The following is a 23,411-nucleotide window of genomic DNA, read 5'->3' as shown; positions in this document are numbered from 1 at the left end:
CAGCGGCCAGAAGATACAAGAAGTTTGATGTTCTGACCGCTACAGCCAAGCGGGGCCCGTTTTCGTAACAAAAACCCGCAGCCAAAAGTTAACACTCAGGCCCAGTGAGTCTTGCCTTTCTCGCGAGCTGACTCAAAGGGCAGGCAGCCAATTTTTTACCCTGCATTCCCCGTTCTCCGGAGCATTACGCAGGCGGCACTGGCGTCCGGCCTGATGGCCCTACGGTTCAGCTAAAGATACGATCTGAGCCAACACGTACGCCAAAAGGCCCGACCTAGATTCAGGGCCGGGTCACTTACTACACCAGCGGCAGCGGCGCCGGGCAGGACTAGAAAGAGCCGAACGCCTTGCGCTGCTCCAGGTCCCGGATTACTTTTTCCTCCATGGGGCTGGCCCGCAACACTTCCCGGTTGCGCCAGAAACCCGCGTCGTAGCGCTGCTTGGCGGCTTGCTTCAGGTCGTTGTAGTTGGCCCCGGTCGATTTGTAGCCCTTGGCGGCCGGGCGGGCAGTGTATTGGTAAAAAAACAGATTCCCGCTGATTTCGGTGGTATCCGGCTTGCCTTCGTAGCTGAGCACAATGCGCTGAGCGGCCCGGATGGATTGAATCCGGCTCAGGGAGTCCCGATGAGGCACGAAGTCGGTGGTCATGTGCATGGTTTGGGAGGTAAGGGTTGTGCCCTCCCGCAGCTGCATCGACATCAGGTTTTCAATGGGGATGCGGGCTTCAATTCGGCGCAGCGCAGCGGTAGCAAAGTCGATGTAGAGCGTACCCTGGGGTACAAACCGGTCGAGGTTGGGGCGCGGTCCGTAGTCGATAACGGCCGTTTCCTGCCCTTTGTCTTCCAGCACCTGGCGCAAGGTGAAGGTGAACTGCTGCGGGCCCAGTGGGCTCAGCGGCACCGACAAGGACCGACGGCTGGGCTTGGGGTCGAACACCGGAATCAGGCGCAGGGCCGCCGAAAAGTTGCTCATGTCCACGCCCGTATCTTCGTTGGCAGTACCGTAGCGGGCCTGCTCCAGCTGCCAGCCATTAATGCCCTGGGGCGAGAAGCGCACATCGTAAAAAGCATCCAGAAACTCGGTGTAGTGACTGTTGTGCTGCTGTTTTTGGCGGTAAAAGGCCTTGCCGTACTGCTCCTCCTTCTGGTGGCGGGCCAGCTTGGCGTAGGCCCGTTGCACCAGCTCAGTGGCTACCTGCTGGGGGTTGCGCACGCGCACCTCGGGCAAGGCCACGGTACTGGCCTTCAGGGTCACGGTAAGGGGGCCAGGGGTTGTAACCTCCAGCATAGCAGGCGTGTAGCCCAAGCTGACCACGGCCAGTTTTTGGGGGAGCTTGGCTACGCGCAAACTAAACTCACCGGCCTCGTTGGTAGCGGTGCCGGGCTCGGCGCCGGGCGGGCCTACGTTGGCAAAAGGCACCGGCCGATGCTGCTCGTCGAGTACTTTTCCTTTCAAAACGAGTTGCTGAGCCTGAGCCAGCGAAACGGTGGTGAGGGCCAGGGTCAGAGTTAAAGCGTAGTTCATCTATCAGGTTGGAAATTGCGGGCTGGGGGGGCTGCCTACCCCATCTTAGGTGGCATAAAAACGAGGAAGCAGCACTTTTGATGTATTAACCTCCTTTTTTCCACGAATTCCTTCCTTGCCCAAAGTGTGCCAACTATACCCGGCCCCCTTAAGCAGCCCCCTGCTACCCCCTTGGCAGACCGCAACCCGGCAGCCTACAGGTAAAAAAAGCTCCTGCGGGGCAGAAGCTTTTCGGCAATAGCAAACGGTAGGCAGCCCTACAGCTGCCGCAGCTTTTGCGCCTCGGCATCGGATACGTGCCCCCGATCCACCATGAAGGTGCGCACCAGCCCAAACGATTCGGCATCGAGGCCGGAGTTGGGGTGCCGGAGCAGGGTAGCAACCAGAAACTGACGGTCTTCCTCTACGTGCGGGCTCAGACCCAGAAAGCCAGGCAGGTTGCTTTCCACACTCAGGCGCAGAAACCGGATTTCCGCATTATCGGAGTCCAGCTTCACGGCCTGCTCAAACAGCTTGCTGGCGTTTTGCACGTAGGTCAGCTTGTTGAACATAGAAGCGTCGCGGGCCCGAATGGCTTCGGCGGCAGCCTTGTAGGCCAGCACCACGGCGTCCTGCTTGTTGTAGGCGGCCATGAGCTGATAGAACTTCTCGCCGGCTTCTTTACTGGCGGCGGCCTGCTGATACTGGCGGCGCAAATGAGTTACAGCGTACGGATTGGCTTCGGTGGACACGAGGGCGGAAAGGGTCAGGAGAAAAGAGAGAAACAGAGGTCGGAGCAGCTTCACGCGGCGCAGGATTTGTAGAACAATAAGGAAGCAAGCAGCTGCAAAGTTGTTCATAAAATCCGGGCCAAAAATCAGTTAAGCTACACCCGCGCCAGCCGATACCGGAAATAAGACCCCAGCAGCAGCAGAAACTTGGTGTTGTTGGGTACGCGCACCCGCTCGCCCAGGATGCGCTGGGCGGGCAGCTGCCGAATCTTATGGAAGAGCTTGAGGTAGTACACGTAGGCCAGGTACACGCCCAGGCGCGCGGCCCGCGGCAGCTGCACAATGCCGGCGTAGCCCGCCTCAAAATCCAGCCGGATGTCGGCTTCTATGCGCTGCTTCACTTCGTCGGTAAACCGCTCGTACTGCACGCCGGGGAAGTACACGCGCCCCCGCTCCTCGTAATCGGAGCGGATGTCGCGCAGGAAATTTATTTTCTGGAAGGCCGAGCCCAGTCGCCGCGCCGGCTCGCGCAGGCGCTGAAACAGCGCCTCGTTGCCCTCACAAAAAATACGTAGGCACATCAGCCCTACCACCTCCGCCGAGCCGTAGATGTACTGCTCGTAGAGCGACTGGTTATAGCTCCGGTCGTCGAGGTCCATTTCCATGCTGAACAGGAAGGCGTCAATAAACTCCCGGTCGATGCCGTACTCGTGCACCACGTCCTGAAAAGCGTGCAGCACAGGGTTCAGGCTGATGCGCAGGTCCAGGGCCTCGTAGGTCTGGCGCTTGAAATCCTGAAACAGGGCTGCTTTATCGTGCTCGTGGAAGGTATCCACAATTTCATCGGCCCAGCGCACGAAGCCATATACCGAGTACACCGGCAGGTGAAACCGCTTATCAAGGGTGCGGATGCCCAGCGTGAAAGAGGTGCTGTAGCGTTTGGTAATCAGCTTGCTGCACGCCCGGCTGGTTTCGGTAAAAAGAGCAACGTGGTCCATGTTTTTGAATTAATAACTAAGAATTAGTAATGAAAAATTGGCCTCTGCTGCAGTGCTTCGTGCCGTGGGTTTCTTCCGTTTTACCAATTCTTAATTCTTAATTAGTAATTCCTAATTCTCTTTCTCCACCTCCCCGGCCACTACCTGCCCCGATATAAGCGAAGGCGGCACGCCCGGACCAGGCACCGTAAGCTGACCCGTAAAATACAGATTACTAACTTTTTTGCTTTTCAGCGCCGGCTTCAGAATGGCCGTTTGGCGTAAGGTATTGGCCAGGCCGTAGGCATTGCCCTTGTAGCTGTTGTAGTCCTGCCCGAAATCCTGGTGGGCGTAGCTGCGCTTATACACCACCGCGTCGCGGATGCTGGTGCCGCAGTGGCGCTCCAGCCGGTCCATAATCAGGTGGTAGTAATGCTCGCGGGTTTCCTCGGGGTCGGGCAGGTTGGGGGCCACCGGAATCAGCAGGAACAGGTTTTCGCAGCCTTCGGGGGCCACGGAGGGGTCCGTCTGTGAGGGCGCCGACACGTAGAACAGCGGGCGGGTGGGCCACTTCGGGTCTTCGTAGATTTCTTCGGCGTGCAGGCTGAAGTCCTCGTCGAAGAAGAGGTTATGGTGCCGCAGCTGGGGTAGGCGCTTGTTTACGCCCACATAAAACAGCAACGACGAAGGCGCCATCGTGCGCGAGTCCCAGTACTTCTCGTCGTAGTGGCGCCACTCGGGGGCCAGCAGGCGCTGCTCGGCGTGGTGGTAGTCGGCGCCGGCCACCACCACATCGGCAGCGCGGAAGCCGGCGGCGGTTTGCACGCCGGTGGCGCGGCCGCGCTCCACCACAATTTCCTGCACGGGTGCGTTGTACTCAATCAGCACGCCGCGCTCCTGGGCCAGCTGCACCATGCCTTCCACAATTTTGTGCATGCCGCCCATGGGGTACCAGGTGCCCAGGGCCAGGTCGGCGTAGTTCATGAGCGAGTACAGGGCCGGCGTATTCTCGGAGGTAGCCCCCAGGAACAGCACCGGAAACTCCACCAGCTCCAGCAGACGCGGGTCCCGGAAAAACTTGCGCACATGCTTGTGCATGCTCTGCAGCAGATCCAGGCGCACGGCATCCACTACCAGGCGCGGGTCCATGAACTCCAGCAGGGAGCGGCCGGGCATGTGCACGAATTTACCAATGCCCACCTCGTACTTGTAGGCCGCCTGCCGCAGAAACTCATCGAGGCGGGCGGCGCTACCGGGCTCGTAGCGCTCAAACAAGGCCCGTAGCTCGTCCATGCGGGCCGGAATATCTACCGTTTCCTGGTTCTTGAACACTACCTGGTACGAGGGGTCTAGGCGCACCAGCTCGTAGTAATCCGACACTTTTTTGCCGAAGCGGGCAAAGTACTGCTCGAAAATATCAGGCATCCAGTACCAGCTCGGGCCCATGTCAAAGGTGAAGCCCTCGGCCCGGAACACGCGGGCCCGGCCGCCTGGCCCTTCGTTTTTTTCCAGAATGGTAACGCGGTAGCCGCGCTGGGCCAAGGAGGTAGCGGCGGCCAGCCCGGCAAAGCCCGCCCCGATTACCAGGACATGTTTAGAAGTAGAGGCAGCAGTCAAACGAGCAGGGTATTGGTAAAGGTTAATGCGCGAAGATGTAAACTATTGGAGTAGCAGCCGACCATTGGCTTTTCTAGATACTCCCAAGCTCAACAGATGTTTCAGAAAACAGGCCATTGTACCCTCCTACCCCGCAAAAACAGACGGGCCGCGAACCACGCCGCCAGAAGCTAACGTTGTCCGCGGCCCGCGATACGCCCGGGGCGGGTCTGTACTCTCTCCCTATTCCCTACACGCCGGGGGCGTATGTCTTCAGCGCCTGCTTCAGTTCTTTGCGGGCGATGTGAATACGGTTCTTAACGGTTCCAATCGGAATCTGCAGCTTCTCCGCAATTTCCAGGTACTTGTAGCCGATGTAGTACATCATGAACGGAGTCCGGTAGTCGGCCGAAAGACCGGCAATGGCTTCGTTGATATCTGTTACTACGAAATCGGAGGTAGCACCGTTGTGCGTAATGTAGTTTTCGTCGGTATTAAAATATTGGAAATACTCCGTGCTATCAATATTGCTATTGCGCTTGGTAATCTTGTTGTAGTTGTTAATGAAGGTGTTGCGCATGATGGTGTACAACCACGCCTTCAGGTTGGTGCCCGCCTTGAACTTGTCCTTGTTCAGCAGCGCTTTGAGCAGGGTTTCCTGTACCAGGTCCTTGGCATCGTCGGCGTCGCGGGTCAGGTTCATCGCCACGGGCTTAAGGGAGTAAGAAATCTTCTGTACTTGGTTGGTGAATTCCAAAGAGGTCATACTTGTTTAGCTTTTCGTGGCAAAAGGTTAAACAAATATACGAGCGTATCTGAAATTATCAGTACCTACACTAATTTATTTTTTCTCCTGCCGTCTTCCGCCGCAAAAATCAACTACTCGATTATATCTAACTGACAATCAATATATAACCAGCAATATCTTTCTTTTCAACCGAAAGCTTTGCTACCCCTCCTGCCCATCAGAAACCCCATTTAGGCCTACGCAAACGCCCGGCCGAACGGATGTTACTCCTACGGCCGGGCGGCGGGTTTGTTGAACCAGAATAGGTTACGCTTTTATGAAGCTTCGGTAGGCAGCTCCACCTTTCGGTCGCAGGCGCAGGCGCAGATGCCTTCGGCCAAGGCAATAAAATCGGTGATTAACCGCAGCCGAACCGCATTGGGAGGCATTTTGAAATTTAGCTGGGCTAGTGGGCCGTACAGGAATAGCGTGATGTCGGGACATATCTGGTGCAGCTCATTCACAAAATCCTGTACCTCATCCCGTTCCGGAACGGCCGTCAGAACGGTGAGGGCGGCGTAGGGCTGGTAGGCGCTGCACACCGCTTTTAGCTCCGATACGGGCAGGTTCTGGCCCAGGTACAGCACATGGTGGCCCCGGGCCCGCAGGATATAGTTCATGAACAGCAGGGCCAGCTCGTGCATTTCGCCTTCGGGCAGGAACAACACCCAGCGCCGGGCATTGGCCGGCTGCACGGGGGGTAGGGCGTCGGTGGCAGCCATCAGCTTCTGGCGCAGCAGGTTGGTAACCAGGTGCTCCTGGGCCGGATTCACGGTGCCGGTCTGCCACATCACCCCTATGCGCTGCAAAAACGGGTAGGCCACGTGCAGAATAGCCTGCTCAAAGCCAGCCTGTTGAATGGCCTGATTCAGTAGATTCGTTAGCTGCAGCTCATTCATTTCCAGCATGGCGGCCAGCAGCCCGTTTACCTGCTGGCAATAGTTGTGCGCGTCGTCGTCGCAGGAAACAACGGCGTTGGCCAACTCCTGCTCCGTGAGCTTAGCCACCTGCGAGATGCGGTAACCCCGGTTACACAGGGTAGCCACGTTCAGCAGACGGCGCAAATCGTCGTCGCAGTAGGTGCGGATGTTGGTGGCGGTGCGCACCGGCCGGAGAATACCGTAGCGCTGCTCCCAGATGCGGATAGTATGCGCCTTGATGCCGGAAAGCTGCTCCAGGTCGCTGATAGAAAAATGTCCCACTATACTTGTTCTCCCTCTCAATTACTTATGCCGAAGCGCCGGACTGCGGCGAACGGAATACCCGCGTTGGGGCGGGCTTGCGCAGAGCCAGCGCGAAATATTTTGGCGATACCCACAGCAGACCAAATTCCTCGGAGCCGTCGCGGCCAGTGGTTTTGTGGTGCATTTTGTGCGCCATGTTCAAGGCCCGCAAGTAGGTGTTGCGCGACTTCCGCCAGAACCGCAGCCGACCGTGAATAAGCACGTCGTGCACGAAGAAATAGAGCGTGCCGTAGGCGGCAATCCCTACCCCCATCCAGAACCGGAAGTCCTTGGCCTCAGAGCCGTAGATGATGAGCAGCATCGACAGCGAGCCGTAGAACAGAAAAAAGAAATCGTTGCGCTCGAAGCGGTGCGGGTGCCGCACGTGGTGCGAGCGGTGCAAAAACCACAGCGGCCCGTGTAGCACAAAGCGGTGCATAAACCAGGCCACGAATTCCATTCCGAGAAAGGTAGCCGTCGTAACGGCCACGGCTGCCAGCGTTGTCATGGGGCTAAAACCACCGCATTGTTAAGAAGTTTGAAAAAGTTTAAGGGAGGAAGTTACCAATCTTCCCGAAAACTGCCATTCGGGTGCCGCAGCTTATCAGGTTTTACCGCTTTACGCTGCTGCCAGACTACTTGCCGGCAAAGCAACAGCCGCCTTTTGCGGGGCGGCTGTTGCTTTATAAGTGCGCAGAAGCGGCAAACCTAGTTTTCCCAGGTTATTTTCTCTTTGGCTAGGAAGGCGGCAATACCGCGGCGGCAGTCGTCGGAGGCGCGGGCTTCGGCGTTCAGGCGGGCGGCGTAGCGCAGGCTGTCCTCCAGGGGCATTTCCGGCACACGGGCCAGCATTTCCTTGGTAGTTTCCATGCTCTGGGCCGAGTTTTCCACGCACAGGCGGCGCGCAAACCGGTACACCTTGTCGGCCAACTCGGCCCCAGGTACCAGGAAATTTATCAGCCCAAAATCTAAAGCCTGCTGGGCCGGAATCACGTCGCCGGTGAGCAGGAGCTGCTTGGTACGGGCCTCTCCTATTTTGCGCAGCAGAAACACACTGACAATGGCGGGCAGGAAACCAATCTTCACCTCCGTGTAGCCAAACTTGGCTTCCGGCACGGCAAAGGCGAAGTCGCAGATAGTAGCCAGCCCGCAGCCCCCGGCCAGCGCGTGGCCCTGCACCTGCCCGATGACCACCTTTTTGAGGGTATAAATCTGGTGGAAGAGCTGCATGAGGTTGGTGGAGTCGGCTAGGTTATCGGTGTAGCCGAAGCCCTGCAGCTCCTGGATGTAGCCCAGGTCGGCGCCCGCACAGAACACGTCGCCCTCGGCCCGCAGCACAATCACTTTGCACGCCTCGTCGTCCTCGGCAAACTCGAAGGCCTGCTTGAGCTCCGTAACCATGTCGGCGCTGAGGGCATTGCGCTTTTCGGGTCGGTTGAGGGTAATGTATCCGATAAGATCCTGCGCCTCATAGCGAATGAAACGGAGGTCTTCCAACTCCTGAGTGGGCATGTTTTCCATAGTCCGGCGCGTTGCAATCGGTGAGAGGAGGGCTTCCCAAGCAGAGAACTACCCCCTCGCGGAGCAGCTAAAGCCAAAGGACGCGAAAACCAAACGTAACAAAATTGATGCTACGATACATGCTATAGCGTAGGCGGGGGCCTACAAGTTTCGCCGAAGCCCGGCGGCTGCCCTACCTACGGCCCCGCCTGAACGGTAAATGCCCCGCGCGTGGTTACATCATAGGTCTGAAAACCAGCTACCTGCAGCAGAGAATCCTGCCGGGCCACGTACCAGCTTTTGCACGAAGAATCGAACACAACGGGCGCCTTGGTTCCGAAAGTGGCGGCCAGCTCCTCGGGCCTTACGCGGGCGTTGCGCCGTAGCACAATAGCCTGCAAACCAGGTAGCGGCTGGCGGGCCGGACTCAGGCGGCTGCTCACAAAGGCTACCCGCAGTCCGCGCCACGCGGCCAGGATCAGGCCCGGCTCGGCGACCCGCGCGGGCACCGGACAGCCCCGCCAGCCTACCCAGTGGTTTACCTGCCGGGCCTCGCGCTGAATGCTGCCCGGCACAATGCGGTAGGTACGCTCGGTTTCCGTGAGGGGCAACGAATCGACGGTGACAACTTCGGCAGCCGCGCCCTGCCAGAACCCGACTACGGAGCGGCGCGGAATGCTGTAGATAATCAGGCGGGCATCGGGAGCCAGCTGGTGGGCGGCCCACACCCGGCTGCTTTCCAGCACGGCTAGCAGCGCGCAGGCCACGCCCAGCCACGGCAGGCGGCGCAGGCGCAGGAACACCAGTACGGTCAGGATGAAGGCGAAGAGCAACCAAGTCTGCGGAGCCGTGAGGTGAATGCCTGAAATCAGGGCGCCCGGCAGCAGGCGGCCGATGGAAAAGATGTACTCATTGAACAGCCAGATCATCCACTCAAACACCCGCGCTACCAACTGCGGCAGCCAATCGAGGGCGGCTGCGGCACCCGTTGAAAGCAGCCCTACCGTAGCTACTACCCCCTTCAAAGCCAGCAACCCTAGCCCCACGTACACGGCCAGACTCGAAATCGGGACGGCCACCAGGTTGGAGGCCAGAAAGCTGAGCGGAAACTGATGAAAGTAGAACAGCCCCAGTGGGAACGTGGCTACCTGGGCCGCCAACGACAAGGCTGTGGCCTGCCAGACATAGTCGAGCCCCTTACCCAGCCACTGCCACGATTTCCGGACGGTTTTGGGTTGCCAGGGCCGCTGCCGCTCCAGAAAATACGCCTGCGGCTGCAGCCAACGGGCTATGCGCGGCTGTAGATACACGATGCTGAGCACGGCCAGAAACGAGAGCTGAAAGCCTACGTCGCAGAGCAGATACGGGTCGTAGCACAGCAGGAAGAAAGCGGCCGCAGCTAATAGGTTGTACATGGAAGTCTGCCGACCACTGGCTCTCCCGATAATGATAAAGGAGAACATCACGGCCGCCCGCAGCACCGAAGCCGATAGTCCCGTCAGGAAAGCGTAGCTCCAGATGGTGGCCAAGCCCAGCAGCGCCGTCACCAGCCGAAACCAGGGCCCGCGCCTACCCGGCAGACGGCCTAGCAGCCACGTCACGGCCCCAAACAGCAGCCCCACCTGCAACCCCGATACGGCCATGATGTGGGTGGTACCGGTGTTGGCGTAGGCCTGCTTGGTTTCCTGATCTACCTCGTCCTTAATGCCCAGCACCAACGCTGAGGCCAGGGCATATTCGCGCCGGGCGTGCACGTACTGCCGGAATACGCCATCGAGCACCCGCGCTGCCCGCATGGCCGTAGCCCGCAGAATGCTGGGCGGAGCGGTGGCAATTTTCTGGTACTGATCGGGGTGGATGAACTGCTGGTGGTACACCTGATGATACTGCAGGTAGCGGCGGTAATCAAACTCGCCGGGATTGAGGGGCGGCTTGCTCGGGGCCGGCGCCCCGCGCACCAGCCACACGTCGCCGTACTCTGGGGCCCCTACCCCCTCCTCCCGCGGAATACTTACCCGAATGCCGCCCCGCGCCGGCTGCCACTGCCCCGCCACCCGCACCGCCGACACGCGCACAGTAGTGGCGTAGGTGGCCGGCCGCGTCACGGTGTAATCGTCCACCACGGCCCGGTAAAACTCCACGCGACTCTCGAAACGGTACAGGTGGTCGGGGGCCCGGCTTTCGGTGGCTTGCTGGGTCAGCGCCGCCCCGGCGGCATAGAGTACCACAATGGCCAGCAGCCCGGCTGCATCGGTGGCTGCCGGCCCTGGTTGGCGGGCGCTCCACAGCTGCGCCGCCACAAATAGCAAGGTTAAACCAGCTACGATTGGTAGCAGATCAGGCAGCTTTTCGCCGGTGCAGAGGTAGGTAAGAATGCCCGCCATAAGCGGCAGCACCAGCCGCAAGAAGGCATTCGGGGCCCATTTAATTTCCATAGCAACACAAACTGAAGCGCCCGTTAATCGGGTCAGTAAAAGCGCATTCTTATCGGGTATTCAAAATGAGGAAAATAAGCTAAACGACAAAAGGCCGCCCGGCTCCTTGGAACAGAAACCGGGCGGCCTTTTGTCGTTTTACTGCGAAGCAGACTTACTTCTTCAGCTGCATCTGGTAGTGCTCAATGTCGGCCTCCACGAACTTCTCGCCCACCTTCTCGAAGCCGTGCCGCTCGTAGAAGCGCACGGCCGGCAGCTGAGCATTCAGGTACACCGTGGCCTCCGGATACTGGGCGCGCACATCCTGTACCACGGCCGCCAGCAGCGCCGCTCCTACCTGCTGGTTGCGGTAGGCTTCCAGCACAGCGAATCGCTCCAGCTTTACGCCTTTCTCCGTGACACGCCAGCGGGCCGCGCCGCAGGGCTTGCCCTCGTCGGTGCGGGCCAGGTAGTGGGTGGCATCGGTGCGGTCGTGGGCGTCGTTTTCCAGGTCGGCCGGCACGTTCTGGCCCAGCACGAAAACAGTGTGGCGCACAGCCAGGGCCTCATCCAGCTCAGGCGACTGGGGGCCGGAAATACGGGTTACGAGCACAGGCTTAAGGTAGGTTTTAACGGTAGAAAGGAGGTAGGACGCGGTTACGACCACCCTTTGGATTAGCAGCGAAGGTAGCAACTTCGCCTATGCCTAAAGCAAAACAACCACCCATCAGGTGGCTGTTCTGGTAAGCTACTGCGGCCCAAGCTACATCTGCTGCTCCTGATTCACGGGCAGGTCGCGGGTGCCATCGTCCTCGCGACGGGCATCGGGGTGCTTGCCGGGGTCGTGGTGGGCAACTTCGTCCTGGCGCCGGCGGTAGGACTGCTGGTACTCCCGGGGCGGGCGGTTGGCCTGCTCCTTCTGCTGCTGCACATCGAACTTGTCGTAGGCCTGCACAATCTGCTTCACGAGGCGGTGACGCACTACGTCTTCCGAAGTCATTTCCACGAAGCCGATGTCGCGCACGTCGCGCAGAATATCCAGAGCCTGAATCAGCCCCGATTTCTGCTTGGTGGGCAGGTCAATCTGGCTCCGGTCGCCGTTCACCATCACCTTGGCGTTCGGGCCCATGCGGGTCAGAAACATCTTCAGCTGGCTGGGCGTGGTGTTCTGGGCCTCATCCAGTAGTACGAAGGCATTGTTCAGCGTCCGGCCGCGCATATAGGCCAGGGGCGCAATTTCAATGGTCTTGTTCTCGAGGTAGAACTTGAACTTCTCGGGCGGCAGCATGTCTTCCAGCGCGTCGTAAATCGGGCGCAGGTAGGGGTCCACCTTCTCCTTCATGTCGCCGGGCAGGAAACCCAGGCTTTCGCCAGCTTCCACTACCGGGCGCGAAATGATGATTTTCTTGACCTCCTTGTTTTTCAGGGCCCGCACGGCCAGGGCCACCGAAATGTAGGTTTTACCCGTACCGGCCGGCCCCAGCGCAAACACCAGGTCGTTCTTGAGTACGGCATCTACCAGGCGCTGCTGGTTGGCCGTTTTCGCTTTGATAACGCCGCCCTTGGCCCCGAACAGAATCACGTCGGGCGAGGCCGCCAGCATCCGGTCCTGCTGATCTTCATCGGCCGACGAGAGGTACTGGCTCACGGTTTTGTCGGTAATCTGTCCGTACTGGTGGTAGTGCTCCAGTAGGGCCGAGAGAATTTCGTTGATGCGGCTAATCACAGCCGTCTGGCCCTGGATTTTGATTTCGTTGCCGCGGGAAATGATTTTACTGCCCGGAAAAGCAGCGGCCAACTGGCGGATATTTTGATTATCGGGCCCCAGGAACTCAACCAGGGACACGTTTTCGAGCGTGATGACTTTCTCGACCAAACTAGAGGGAATTTAAGTGCGAAAGGAGAAGAAAAGAGCGAGCGGGCCGAACCCGCGGAGCCTCCTGCCTGGGGTAACAGCAAAAACGAGCGAATCGTTGCTGCTCCCGTTTCGCGGCAAAACACCTACTTTTGCCGCCCCCGCAGGGGTCCTGGCAATAGTACGAATAACTCCGAATTTCCGGTCATGGGCTTGATAACGTTTCTGTCTGACTTTGGGTACCGCGACCATTACGTAGCGGCCGTTAAGGCGCGGATTCTGCAGTTGGCCCCGCAGGTGCCGGTGCTGGATATTACCCACGGCATCGAGCCCTTCAACATTGCCCACGCCCAGCACGTGCTCAGCTCCGTGTACCAGGATTTTCCGGCCGGCACAGTGCATTTGATTGGCGTAAACGACCAGGGCTCGCCCCGCGGGGCCTGGCACGCGGCCCGCTTTCAGGGGCACTACTTTGTGTCGGCCGACAATGGTCTCCTACCCCTGCTCTGCGACGGCAAGCCCGAGGAGCTGGTGCTGCTGAGCGCCGGCCCGGCCCCTACCCCCTCCCCCACCCGCGACCTGCTGGCCCCGGCTGCCGTGCGCCTGGCCCAGGGTGAAGCCCTAGTGTCGTTAGGAACTGCGGCCACGGAGGTGTATCAGCTCCTGAACCGGCAGCTGCGCCTGCAGGACAACCGCATTACGGGCCACGTGGTGCACGTTGACCATTACGGCAACCTCGTGACGGACATTACGCGCACGGCGGTGGAAGTAATTGGCCGCAACCGCCCCTTCACTATTCATTTCGCCCGCGAAACCGTGCGCGACATCGCAGTGCATTTCCAGGCCACCCCTCCCGGTGAGGCCGTCTGTGTTTTCAACAGCACCGACCAGCTTTGCATCGGCATTAATCAGGGAAATGCCTCGGAACTGCTGGGTCTGTACTTTGACTCCCAGGTGGACGTGCGCTTCCCCTCCGATGGACTTTCCTAAGGTATGAATCGAGCCAGATTGTGGCTCATAAGGCTGTAAACAGGCCTTTTGCTTTCATGTATTTATTATGTTAAGTATATGATGCCACAATGTCATTCTACTTCCACTTGCTTTTCACTTCTTTTTAGACTGCCCCACCTATGCTGATTCGGATTGTCCGCATGACTTTTGAACTGGAAAAGGTGCCGGAATTTCTGCAGATTTTTCGGAATTCGGAGCACCTGATCCGTCAGATGCCGGGATGCCGGTTCCTGGAGCTGTGGCAGGATGCCGATCAGCCCGCCGTCTTCTGCACGCATAGCCACTGGGACTCCGCCGATGCGCTGAATGCCTACCGCCGCTCCGAGCTGTTTGGGCAGGTGTGGCCCGCTACCAAAACCCTGTTTGCCGCTCCCCCGGTGGCTTTCTCCGTTCATCAGGTAGATGCTGCCTCCCTACCCGCCGATATAGCGTAAAGCCCGGGTGGCGCTGCTCGTCTTCATAACCGGCTCATCGTTCGCCCAACTGGCTCATCCCTACCCCACCCACCCGCGTAAAGGGTGCAAGCTGTTTGCTTAGCTCCACCACTGCCCTTCCTATGACTCCCGACTACTTCGAGTTTTATGAACTGCCCGAAACCTTCCGGCCCGACGAAGCCGCGCTGAAGCGCCGCTACTACGCCCTCAGCCGCGAATACCACCCCGATTTCCACGCTACCGAGAGCCCCGAACGCCAGCAGGAAATTCTGCAGCTGGCTACCCTGAACACCAACGCCTACCGCACCCTCTCCCACCCCGACCAGCGCATGGCCTACATCTTAGGGCGGCACGGGCTGATGGAGGAAGGAAAACAGGAGCTTCCCGCAGATTTTTTAATGGAAGTAATGGACCTCAATGAGCAGCTGATGGAGCTGGAATTTGAGCTCGACCCAGCCGCTGCGGAACGGGTAGCCACGGAAGCCAACGCTCTGAGCGACACGCTCGATGCCGGCATTGAGCCGGTGCTGGCGGGCTACGAAGGTCTGCCCCAGGATGCCCGGCCCCAGGCCCTGGAACAGGTGCGCACTTACTACCTCAAAAAACGCTACCTGTTGCGCATTCAAGAAAGTCTGGCTAAGTTTGCTGCCCGATCCTGAACAACGGTCCGCGTTGTTCCTCTTGCCCAGATGGCGGAATCGGTAGACGCGTTGGTCTCAAACACCAATACCGCAAGGTGTGCCGGTTCGACCCCGGCTCTGGGTACTAGAATACAATTCCAAAAAGCCTGAAAAGCTGCGAATCTGGCCACAGAAGCAGTTTTTCAGGCTTTTTGCATTCTAGCCCTTCCGGGATAAATTCCTATATGTGGCCGGATTTGCGCTACCAAATCCGCTACCAAAATGAAGGTCACATTCACCCTCCGGGAAGACAAGACGGACCGCGCCGGCCTGGCCCCCGTCTTCGTATGCGCCAGCTTCGACGGGCTGCGCCTGCAAACCACCACCAAAGAAAAATGCCGGCCCGCCGACTGGAACCGGGACAAGCAGCAGTTCCGCCGCTCCCTGCCCGGCTACCAGGACGCCAACGCCTACCTCGACAGCCTAACCCTACGGCTGCATGCCCGCTACCGGGAGCTGCGTTCCGCCGGCATTGCCCCTACCCCAGCCCTCATGCGCGAGGCCGTGCACCCCATGGCCGAGGTAGCCCCGCCGGCCGAACCTACCCTATTGGAGCTGTTCGACCAGTACCGCGAGGTGCTGCGCGGCCGGGGATTCGCCTTCAACACCCTGCGCCACTACGGTACGGCCCGCAACTGGCTGCAGAAATTTGAGCAGGCCCATAGCAAGAAAACCGTGTACCTGGCCGACTACACCTTGGCTTACCACGACGACTTTATCCACTTCCTCCGCCTCAAACATGGCTTAGGCCCCAACGGCATCTTCACCATCCTCAAGGACGTGAAAACCTTTCTCCGCCACCTCCAGCGGGAGCGAGGCCTCACGCTCGGCCTGGACCTCGACCGGATGCAGGTGCGCTGGACCGAAGCGCCCAAGCACTTCCTCTCCGCCGCCGACCTCACGGCCCTGGCAGCCGTGGCCATCCCCGATACGTTGGTGCCCGTGCGCGACGTGTTTCTGTTCTGCTGCTACACCGGCCTGCGCTACTCCGACGTCCAGCAGCTCCAACCCGCCAACCTGCACCACTGGAACGGCCACCGTATCCTCAAGCTGGTCCAGGTAAAAACCCGCCGCCCAGTCAGCATCTACCTCACGGCCGCCGCCGAAGCCATCCTCGACAAGTACGCCAACACCGAGCGCCTGCGCCTGCTCCCGGTTTACGTCAACCAAGTCATGAACCGCGGCCTTAAGCGGCTCGGCCACCTGGCAGGGTTGACTACTCCGGTTGAAACGATGGAAGTGGTAAACGGCCAAGTGGTCAAAACGTCGGTACCAGCCTACGAGCTGCTGACTATGCACACGGCCCGCCACACCTTCGCCACGCAAAGCCTGCTGCGGGGCGTGTCGCCGGCCGTGCTGCAACGGGTGATGGGCCACAGCAAGCTGCAGACCACCATGCACTACGCCAAAATGGTCGAAGACTTCCAGCACCAGGCCCTACAGCTGGCATGGGACGGCCCCACCACTTCAACTCCCCCTTTGGTAGCCGGGGAAGTTTGCGTAGCGGCCACCGCCGCTTAAATCTCATTCCCTCACAGACAAGCCCCGCCAACTACCAGGTTAGCGGGGCTTTTCTTATGCAGTTAGGCTACAGTACTATACTACCTCCTTCTCAAATATTCAGCGGCCGGGCCTCATTCTTGTCGTAAGAGCTAGCTCCCACGCCCGCCGAGTTTTCCTGCAGGTAGCGTTTCACCTCGCCCCGGTCGTGGCCCAGCAACTCAATCACCTCCCACAGCCGCTCCGCCGTCACGTCCGGCTGACTCGGAATGTAGGTCGAGATGTACCCCAGCACCATCCAGATCTGCGTAATATCCGCCGCCGGCAGGTCGTAGGGTTTCACCGTTGAGTTATCCGATAGCAAATCCACCATGCCTTTACGGTCCGTTACCCGGCGCGGAATCCGCTTGAGCAGGATGTTTTCGTGGGTGACTACCACGTAAATCTCCCCCGGTTTCAGCAGGTCCCACCGGTCCACGTAGCTACACACCACAATATCCCGGTGGTTGATGGTCGGCTCCATACTGTCCCCATTCACCTCAAACGCCCGGTACGAGCCGTGCTCGAAGCCCGGAATCTGGTAGGGCCGCATCTGCTCCAGGTACGCTGCCTCGTTGTACGAGCGGGTATAGCCCGCCTGCGCCCGCGCCGGAATCAGGATGGTGTTGTCGTTGCCCACCTTATCCACCGTTACCGCCAGCACCCGCAGTCCATTGGCCAATGCTTGCGAAGTTGACATGGCATCTGCCTCCTTCCGTTTAGGCGCCGAAGGCGCAGCATCCGTGGCCTTTTCTCCGAACATACCGCCGCGCCCCATCAACAACCACTCCGCCGATACCTCCGGCCACATAGCCAGAAAATCTACCAAAGTAGGATAACTCGGCTCGGCGCCCTTCAAAATCTTGTACAGCTTGCTGGTGGTGCTGTAGCCCAGTTTTTGAGTGGCTTTATTGACGTTCAGGCCGTAATAATCCAGCAATTGCTGAATACGGTCCGATACGCTGACAGGTGTGGCGGCAGGGGCAGCAGAGGAGTGTTCCATAATTTTTTAGCACTTGAGTGTATTATTAGCACTCAAAGATTTTTATGTTTGTGTGCTAAGGTAGTGAACAAACATCACTTATACACCAAAATACACAAATTCATGGAACAAAATACTAATGAGCCCACCGAGTTCCAGCAAATCCTGCAGCGGTTGGGCACCGGCAACACCGTCGTCCGCGACACCATTGCCTTACTGGCGGAGCGTGGCCTTAAGGTCAGCCGCTCCGCCATGTACCAGGCCCTCGACGGCCGCAGCAACCGCCGCGAGCTGATTGAGGCCTTTCTCGAAACGGCCGAAGCCGAGTTTGAACGTCGCCGGCAAGTGCGGGAACGCGCCGCCCGCCTAATCCACAACGCCTGATGCAAACCGTCGTCCTCATCCCCGAACCCGAGTGGCGCCAGATTCTAGGCCGCCTCGAAAAGCTCGAATCCGCCGAGCAGCAGCGCACCACCTCCGCCCCCGAGCCCGACGCGGTGCTCTGCGTCCGCGAGGCCGCGGCCTTTCTCGGCATGAAGCCCGAGAACATCCGCAAAGCCCGCCGCCAGGGCCGCCTCAAAGGCGTGCGCATCAACGAGAAAGAGTGGGGCTTCTACCGCTCCGAGCTGAAGCGCTACCAAAACCGCTACGTGCGCTACCTCGACGCGGCAGCGCCTTCCCAAGCCGCCTGAAGTAGAGCTACTACCGCTACCGGCTTGTCTATTGGATATGGTTTAACCCTTCACGTCCAATCCCATGCAGCTTGTAGTGCTTGTTTCCGAAGCCGAGTGGCATACGCTCCACGCCGAAGTGGCCCGCTTAGGCGCGACCCTCGCCCAGCTTCTCGCCCCTTCCACCCCGCCCGACGAGGTACTGACCACCCGCCAGGCCGCCGCCTACATCGGCCTCAGCGAGGAGGCCCTTCGCCGGGCCCGGCGAGTCGGCCGCATCCAGGGCGTCCGGCTCAATGAAAAGGATTGGGGCTTTCGTCGCTCCGCCCTCGACCAGTACCCGCGCCGCTACTTCCGCACCTCCTTCCGGCCCGGTCCCCTACCGCCATCTTCCCCTAATTCATCCGATTCCACTGCCCAATGACTACGCCCTTACTGCCCATCGTCGGCCCCGACGCGCCCGCCCCGCGCTCCATCATCCGCATCCAGAAAGCCCGCGTCAAAAATCAGCAGCTTACCTGCGAATTCACCGAGCAGCGCACCGACGACGCCCCACCCCGCGCCTTTACCCTGGCCGCCCAGGAACAGGTTCACCCCGACCTCCTCCACTGGCTCTCCCAGCTCGTCCCCCACCTCTGCCTGCTCACCGAGCAGCTAACCGAAACCGCCACCTACTGGCCCGACGACGACACCGGTACCCTCCCACCCCATTTCGAGGCCTTCACCCTCACCGGCTTCAGCGTCGGCAACGGGGGCCGGGGCGTCACCCTCATCGGCCAACGCCAGCTCGCCGGCGGCAAGGTCCTCAACCTCACCAGCCCCTACGTCTCCTTCGACGACGAACAGCCCGCTTACGCCTACGCCGGCCTGCTGGAAACTGCCCTCGACGCAGCTCTTACCGAAGTGGAAGCCGCCCTGCGCGGCAAGTGCACCGAGTACCGCCAGCTCGACCTCTTCGAGCCGACCGCTGAGCCTGGCTCCGCCCTCATTCCCCTGATTCCCGTGCCGGCCCATGCATGAATTACGTCCAGCACACCCGCGCCGCCCACCAGCAGCTGGCCGCTCAGTCCGCGGCCACCCCGCACCACGTCAGCCTGTATTGGGCCCTGTTCTTCGAGTGGAACGCCGCCCGTTTCCCCGCCGACCTACCCCTCGACCACGCCGCCCTGATGCGGGCCGCCCACATCGGCAACGAGAAAACCTACCGCGCTGCCCTGCGCGACCTTACCGCTTGGCAACTGCTCACCTACCAGCCCAGCCACACCCGCTACCAACTCAGCACCTGCCGGCTAGCCGACCTCTCTGCCACCCCAAGCATCGGGAGCGAATCTGCCTCCCATGCCCCGCTCTCATCGGGGGCAGAAGTGCCCGCGCTGCCCACCACTGGGGCCAGTTCTGCCTCCGCTACTCCTGACGCATCGGGGGCACAAATGCTCGAACCAGCCCGGGCAGTACTGCCCCTCATGCCGCCCGCATCGGGGCCAGAAGTGCCCCCACACTCCTTATATAGGAAAACAGGAGGTAGTAGTAAACACTCCACTACAAAACCTACTCCCTTCGGTCGTAGTGAGGCGCCGCACCCCGAAAAAAAAATAGGTCAGCCAGTCGCGGCGGCCGTGGACGACGAGCTTTCAGCGGTGGAAATTCTGCTGGAGGATACCCCGCTCGCCGATTCCGCCCGCCCCCATGGCCGGGGCGCCCACACGGCCACCATCCGCCAGGCCGCGGCTACCCCCCGCCCCGGCCGGCCGACGCGCCCGGAAATCACCTTTGCCGAGTCCGAGTACGCCGACGTGGAGAAGTTCATCCTGGCCTTCGAGGGCACCGATTACGCCCTGGCCGACCTGCGCCTCTACCACGAGAAAGTGCGCCTCTGGCGCGACCGAAAAACCGGCGAGCCGCCCCGCCGCCGCGACTGGCTGGCCACCGCCCAGCGCTTCATGCTCAACGACGCCCATGACAACCGCCTCAAACTCGCTCCCCCAACCCCGCCCCACGGGACACCTGCCGGCCCCGGCGGGCCCCAACCCGGCAGCACAATTGATGCGCTTTACGAGCAATTCTACCCTCGGCGTCCTGGTTAGCCAACCCACCTCCGAGGCCACGGCTATCCTCGTCGCCCAGCTCAGCGCCGGCCTTACCCTCGAGCAGGCTGCCGCCGCGCCCAAGCTCTTCCAGCTCAGCCGCCAGTACGGCGAGGACGAAATCCGCAAACTGCTGGCCGTCATCCTCCGCGCCTTCGTCGACTCCGTGCGCGTACCCGACAAGCCCACCCCCGCCGACGTCCTGGACCTGGCCGACACCCTGCTCCAAACCTACTCCCACGACTCCCTGCGCGACATCGTGCTGGCCCTCAAACAGGCCCGCACCGGTGGTACCATCTTCTACCAAGCTCTCGACCCCGCCACCATCTACGGCCTGCTCCGCGCCTATTTCGAGCGCAAAGCCACTTTCCTCGAACAGCGCCACCTCGACCAGAAGGCCCGCAGCACCAGCGCCGAGCAGAACGCCGTGGGCCGCCTACAGCAAGCCGCCCCGCACCTACTGGCCGGCATCGGCCGCCAGCTCCCGCCCGACCACCCCAACGTCGAGCACCTGCGCCAGCGCCTCACCCTAATCAACCTCAAAGAGAAGCGCGGCCTCCTCCCGCCCGACCAAGCCCAGCAGCTGCGCGACGAAACCCACGCCGCCGCCCAGCGCCGCCCCCGCCCCGACTGGCAACCCAGCCCCGAAGCCCAACAGCTCATCGACGCCCGCCACCGCGCCGAAGACCGCCGCTTGGCGGAGAAATACCGTCCCAACCCCGCCGCCTGACTCTCAATTCACATGTATTTCCTTCGCCACAGGCTTTACCCACTCTTGGTAGTCGCAGCCATAAGCAAAATTCGGGCAGCCGTAGAAGCTCCAGGGCTTGCCCTTGGCACTGACGCCGGTCTTCAGAACCAGTTCCGTGGTCTGGCACGCCGGGCAACGGCGCCCGACCGACGAGCCCGACGCCGGGCTCCCCTGGCCTTCCAGCTCTAGCACAAACTTCGATTTGGACGTTGGGTCCGATAACAGAAAGACTTGCTCCTTGGCTCGGGTCAAAGCTACGTAAAACAGTCGCCGCTCCTCTCCGTTGGCAAATTGGTCGGCGGTGCTTAGCACTAGACCTAACACTGGGTCATCGGCCATTTCCGAGGGAAAGCCCCGCCGCCCGGTGTTGCAGTTCAGCACCACCACAATATCCGCTTCCAATCCCTTCGACTTGTGCACCGTCAGGAAGGGTAGCTGCAGCGTTTGGGGCCTCCCGGCCGCGTCTGTGTAATCGTAATAGAGCGTTGACCGCGTTGCATCCACCCGGAAGACCCGCATAGTGTTGCGGATGCGGCGGAAGTCAAAAGAGTAGCGCCCCAGCAGCAGAAGCTCTTTGTGGGCTAGGTTCGACACAGTAGCAATCAGCTCCTCCAGCAGCTCCACCAGCGTCACTGTATCGTCTTGCTGGCCCGCCGGAGTGGCTACCACCCGCAGCTGGGTCCGTCGGCCTGGCAGCCCACTGCGCAAATGCTTGGGTGTTTGGCTAGGGTTGCGGGTAATAAAGGTGCTCGACTGGCCCAGTAGCGGTTCGTGAAAACGGTAAGTCGTTTCAATGCGCGAAAGCAGGCTATGGCCAAAGTGCTGCCCAAAGTTCGTGAACAAGGCCAGGTCGCTGCCAGCGAAGCGGTAAATCGACTGCCAGTCGTCGCCCACGCAAAACAGCTTGGTGGCCGGGTGCCGTTCAGTCAGGGAACGAATTAGCTGAGCCCGTCCCTGCGAAATATCCTGAAATTCATCAATGATAATGTAATCGAAACTCCGTCCATACCGGCCGGTGCGCACATAGTCCGTGGCTCGGTTAATCAGGTCGTTGAAGTCAATTTCCTCTCGCCGCGCCAGCTCTTGGGCATAGCGTTCTACCAACGGCTCTATTATGGCCAGGAAGTGTCGGTTTCGCTCCCGCTCATGTACTGCGGGCACCCGCTCGTTGCGCGCCCGCACCTGCTCCACGGTGCTGTTGCTGGATTTTAGATGTAGTAAAAACGTGCGCAACAGCGTCTGAAAGGAGCCTACTTCATCCTCCGCCACCGTGCTTAGGATTTCCCAAACCTCGGCGGCGGTCTTGGGCCGCAGCCGAATACCGTACTCCTCTAATTGCTTCCGCAATGCTTCTGTGAGCCGATGCTCACTGTGCTGGTAGCTATAGGTCTCAAGCAGCATCGTCCCGTGTTTCCGACTGGTCTGGCGGGCCCACTCAATCTTCTCCCAGTACCGGGTCCTAGCTTCTAATACGCTCTGGCCCGACTTGGCAAAGAAGGCCGGCACGTTGCCATTCTTGTCCACCCCGAAGTGTTCTAGGTACACCCGCTTTCCATCCTGTACAATGGTGAAGTCGGGCTTCCACTGCGCGTAGTGCGCGGTGGCTGTGGGGTGCTCGTAGGGGGCTTCGTAATAGTATTCGATATTGTTCAGGTACAGAAAGTTGGCAATGTGACACTCCTCCGCGCTCTTCACCGCTTCCCGCTGGTAGGTCACCCGGCCATTGGCTTCCTGCTTCGTAGCCCGGTAGGGTTGCATCCCAAAGTCCCGCAGGAACTGAATGTACTCGCCCCGGCTCCGAAATGCCTCGTTGGGTTTCTGGGGCTTGAGTTGGCGCAGAAAGAAGTCGATAACCAGTTCGGCATAGGCCGGTTGTCGGAGCAGGTCCTGCAGCGCCCCGGCTATAAACGTGTTAAGTTGGTTTTCGTCGTACAACGAGGGCTGCCGCCCTTCCACGGCCGTAATAATGTCCTTACCGAACTTATGAAAGGTACGCGGCTCGATGCCAGCAATACCTATCCGCTCGGCCAGCGTCGCCGCCGATTTATTGGTAAACGAAATCAGCAGAATCCGCTCAGGAGCCACGCGGTACCTGTCCAGCACATACTGCACCTTGCCCACAATGGTCGTTGTTTTACCTGAGCCAGCCCCCGCTACCACCAGATTATTGTCCTCGTCGCTGACGATGGCCTTGCGCTGCTGCTCATCCAAGCTGCGACCCTCCACCCGGCTGAACAGGGCATCATACCGTGCCAGCTCCCGGGCCACAAAGCCCTGATTGAACTTCGCCCGCATTGCTTCCCCATCGGCGTAGTAGCTCACAAACGCCGTTAGCAGCCCTTTTTCAGTTGCTGACAAGTCGGTTTTTAGATACTGACCCGCTTCTACGGCTTGTTTCAGTTCCTCGTACTGTCCCTGCCAGGTGTGCAGGACGTAGTGCCTGAAATAGCCTGCTTCTGGGACTAGGTAATGCCGAAAGGCCCGCTCGGCCTGCTCAACTTCTTCTAGGCGCAGGCGCAGCGCCATGGTACTACGCTGCCGCTTTGCCTGCCTGGCGTGCTGCCAAAAAACTATCAATAACAGGAGCAATGCTCCGATAATTAGGTAATAAAGCATGTATTCAAATACTCTCCAGAACCGAGTAGATGACCGGCTTTGGGGCAATTGTGCGG

At 59.9% G+C, this 23,411-nt stretch carries 23 protein-coding genes and 1 tRNA gene; 11 read left to right on the top strand and 13 right to left on the bottom strand.

Features of this window, described 5'->3' with window-relative positions:
• Nucleotides 1-328 precede the first annotated feature (328 nt).
• The 11 genes from GGU46_RS07820 to GGU46_RS07770 form a co-directional block, all read right to left on the bottom strand.
• Nucleotides 329-1,525, bottom strand: a complete 1,197-nt coding sequence (locus GGU46_RS07820; protein ID WP_183402992.1) for a carboxypeptidase-like regulatory domain-containing protein — start codon at nucleotides 1,523-1,525, stop codon at nucleotides 329-331.
• A gap of 257 nt (nucleotides 1,526-1,782) precedes the next feature.
• Nucleotides 1,783-2,364 (bottom strand): hypothetical protein, encoded by a 582-nt coding sequence (locus GGU46_RS07815; protein ID WP_183402991.1) that lies wholly within the window; start codon nucleotides 2,362-2,364, stop codon nucleotides 1,783-1,785.
• A 26-nt stretch (nucleotides 2,365-2,390) separates the two neighbouring features.
• Nucleotides 2,391-3,233, bottom strand: a complete 843-nt coding sequence (locus tag GGU46_RS07810) for a phytoene/squalene synthase family protein (RefSeq protein ID WP_183402990.1) — start codon at nucleotides 3,231-3,233, stop codon at nucleotides 2,391-2,393.
• 111 nt (nucleotides 3,234-3,344) lie between these two features.
• Nucleotides 3,345-4,829: a phytoene desaturase family protein gene (locus tag GGU46_RS07805; RefSeq protein WP_246398854.1), complete on the bottom strand. Its 1,485-nt coding sequence runs from the start codon at nucleotides 4,827-4,829 to the stop codon at nucleotides 3,345-3,347.
• A 229-nt stretch (nucleotides 4,830-5,058) separates the two neighbouring features.
• Entirely contained in the window at nucleotides 5,059-5,574 is a 516-nt protein-coding gene (locus tag GGU46_RS07800; RefSeq protein ID WP_088843003.1) for a sigma-70 family RNA polymerase sigma factor, read from the bottom strand.
• Nucleotides 5,575-5,870: 296 nt separating this feature from the next.
• The gene (locus GGU46_RS07795) at nucleotides 5,871-6,797 is read right to left on the bottom strand and encodes a MerR family transcriptional regulator (protein ID WP_183402989.1); all 927 of its coding nucleotides are present in this window, start codon (nucleotides 6,795-6,797) and stop codon (nucleotides 5,871-5,873) included.
• Nucleotides 6,798-6,822: 25 nt separating this feature from the next.
• The gene (locus tag GGU46_RS07790; RefSeq protein WP_183402988.1) at nucleotides 6,823-7,326 is read right to left on the bottom strand and encodes a sterol desaturase family protein; all 504 of its coding nucleotides are present in this window, start codon (nucleotides 7,324-7,326) and stop codon (nucleotides 6,823-6,825) included.
• A 200-nt stretch (nucleotides 7,327-7,526) separates the two neighbouring features.
• Nucleotides 7,527-8,339 carry an enoyl-CoA hydratase/isomerase family protein gene (locus GGU46_RS07785; RefSeq protein WP_183402987.1) on the bottom strand — a complete coding sequence of 271 codons (813 nt, stop codon included), beginning with the start codon at nucleotides 8,337-8,339 and terminating at the stop codon, nucleotides 7,527-7,529.
• 176 nt (nucleotides 8,340-8,515) lie between these two features.
• Nucleotides 8,516-10,753 (bottom strand): ComEC/Rec2 family competence protein, encoded by a 2,238-nt coding sequence (locus GGU46_RS07780; RefSeq protein WP_183402986.1) that lies wholly within the window; start codon nucleotides 10,751-10,753, stop codon nucleotides 8,516-8,518.
• 154 nt (nucleotides 10,754-10,907) lie between these two features.
• Complete coding sequence (locus tag GGU46_RS07775) at nucleotides 10,908-11,345, bottom strand: GNAT family N-acetyltransferase (RefSeq protein ID WP_317171878.1); 438 nt, start codon at nucleotides 11,343-11,345, stop codon at nucleotides 10,908-10,910.
• A gap of 150 nt (nucleotides 11,346-11,495) precedes the next feature.
• Nucleotides 11,496-12,608: a PhoH family protein gene (locus GGU46_RS07770; RefSeq protein ID WP_183402985.1), complete on the bottom strand. Its 1,113-nt coding sequence runs from the start codon at nucleotides 12,606-12,608 to the stop codon at nucleotides 11,496-11,498.
• A gap of 186 nt (nucleotides 12,609-12,794) precedes the next feature.
• Between GGU46_RS07770 and GGU46_RS07765 the strand changes: the two genes are divergently transcribed.
• The 5 genes from GGU46_RS07765 (at nucleotide 12,795) to GGU46_RS07745 (ending at nucleotide 16,233) form a co-directional block, all read left to right on the top strand.
• The gene (locus tag GGU46_RS07765; protein WP_183402984.1) at nucleotides 12,795-13,577 is read left to right on the top strand and encodes an SAM hydrolase/SAM-dependent halogenase family protein; all 783 of its coding nucleotides are present in this window, start codon (nucleotides 12,795-12,797) and stop codon (nucleotides 13,575-13,577) included.
• Between the two features lie 140 nt (nucleotides 13,578-13,717).
• Nucleotides 13,718-14,032, top strand: coding sequence for a putative quinol monooxygenase (locus tag GGU46_RS07760; RefSeq protein WP_183402983.1), 315 nt, complete (start codon nucleotides 13,718-13,720; stop codon nucleotides 14,030-14,032).
• A gap of 122 nt (nucleotides 14,033-14,154) precedes the next feature.
• Nucleotides 14,155-14,691 (top strand): Fe-S protein assembly co-chaperone HscB, encoded by a 537-nt coding sequence (gene hscB / locus GGU46_RS07755; RefSeq protein ID WP_183402982.1) that lies wholly within the window; start codon nucleotides 14,155-14,157, stop codon nucleotides 14,689-14,691.
• A 24-nt stretch (nucleotides 14,692-14,715) separates the two neighbouring features.
• Nucleotides 14,716-14,797: transfer RNA gene (locus tag GGU46_RS07750), tRNA-Leu, on the top strand.
• A 137-nt stretch (nucleotides 14,798-14,934) separates the two neighbouring features.
• A complete protein-coding gene (locus GGU46_RS07745) occupies nucleotides 14,935-16,233 on the top strand; it encodes a site-specific integrase (protein WP_183402981.1) in 1,299 nt (432 codons plus the stop codon).
• A 91-nt stretch (nucleotides 16,234-16,324) separates the two neighbouring features.
• Here the strand turns inward: GGU46_RS07745 and GGU46_RS07740 are convergent, their stop codons facing one another.
• A complete protein-coding gene (locus GGU46_RS07740; RefSeq protein WP_183402980.1) occupies nucleotides 16,325-17,254 on the bottom strand; it encodes a S24 family peptidase in 930 nt (309 codons plus the stop codon).
• 102 nt (nucleotides 17,255-17,356) lie between these two features.
• Between GGU46_RS07740 and GGU46_RS07735 the strand changes: the two genes are divergently transcribed.
• The 6 genes from GGU46_RS07735 to GGU46_RS07710 all read left to right on the top strand — a co-directional run bounded on the left by GGU46_RS07735 (nucleotide 17,357) and on the right by GGU46_RS07710 (nucleotide 20,718).
• The gene (locus GGU46_RS07735; protein WP_183402979.1) at nucleotides 17,357-17,617 is read left to right on the top strand and encodes a hypothetical protein; all 261 of its coding nucleotides are present in this window, start codon (nucleotides 17,357-17,359) and stop codon (nucleotides 17,615-17,617) included.
• Nucleotides 17,617-17,925: a helix-turn-helix domain-containing protein gene (locus tag GGU46_RS07730; RefSeq protein WP_183402978.1), complete on the top strand. Its 309-nt coding sequence runs from the start codon at nucleotides 17,617-17,619 to the stop codon at nucleotides 17,923-17,925. Before GGU46_RS07735 ends, GGU46_RS07730 begins: the two co-directional genes overlap by 1 nt.
• 64 nt (nucleotides 17,926-17,989) lie before the next feature.
• The gene (locus GGU46_RS07725; RefSeq protein ID WP_183402977.1) at nucleotides 17,990-18,328 is read left to right on the top strand and encodes a helix-turn-helix transcriptional regulator; all 339 of its coding nucleotides are present in this window, start codon (nucleotides 17,990-17,992) and stop codon (nucleotides 18,326-18,328) included.
• A complete protein-coding gene (locus GGU46_RS07720; protein ID WP_183402976.1) occupies nucleotides 18,325-18,924 on the top strand; it encodes a hypothetical protein in 600 nt (199 codons plus the stop codon). Before GGU46_RS07725 ends, GGU46_RS07720 begins: the two co-directional genes overlap by 4 nt.
• The gene (locus GGU46_RS07715) at nucleotides 18,921-19,988 is read left to right on the top strand and encodes a hypothetical protein (protein WP_183402975.1); all 1,068 of its coding nucleotides are present in this window, start codon (nucleotides 18,921-18,923) and stop codon (nucleotides 19,986-19,988) included. The genes GGU46_RS07720 and GGU46_RS07715 overlap by 4 nt, the downstream gene beginning before the upstream one ends.
• On the top strand, nucleotides 19,948-20,718 hold the full coding sequence (locus GGU46_RS07710; RefSeq protein WP_183402974.1) for a hypothetical protein: 771 nt from the start codon (nucleotides 19,948-19,950) through the stop codon (nucleotides 20,716-20,718). The genes GGU46_RS07715 and GGU46_RS07710 overlap by 41 nt, the downstream gene beginning before the upstream one ends.
• 3 nt (nucleotides 20,719-20,721) lie before the next feature.
• Here the strand turns inward: GGU46_RS07710 and GGU46_RS07705 are convergent, their stop codons facing one another.
• On the bottom strand, nucleotides 20,722-23,265 hold the full coding sequence (locus GGU46_RS07705; protein ID WP_183402973.1) for a UvrD-helicase domain-containing protein: 2,544 nt from the start codon (nucleotides 23,263-23,265) through the stop codon (nucleotides 20,722-20,724).
• Between the last annotated feature and the right edge of the window lie 146 nt (nucleotides 23,266-23,411).

The organism is Hymenobacter latericoloratus (genome assembly GCF_014199535.1).
Taxonomy (GTDB): Bacteria; Bacteroidota; Bacteroidia; order Cytophagales; family Hymenobacteraceae; genus Hymenobacter; species Hymenobacter latericoloratus.
Note: the sequence above shows the minus strand (reverse complement) of the source record. Positions and strands in the feature narration are given on the sequence as shown.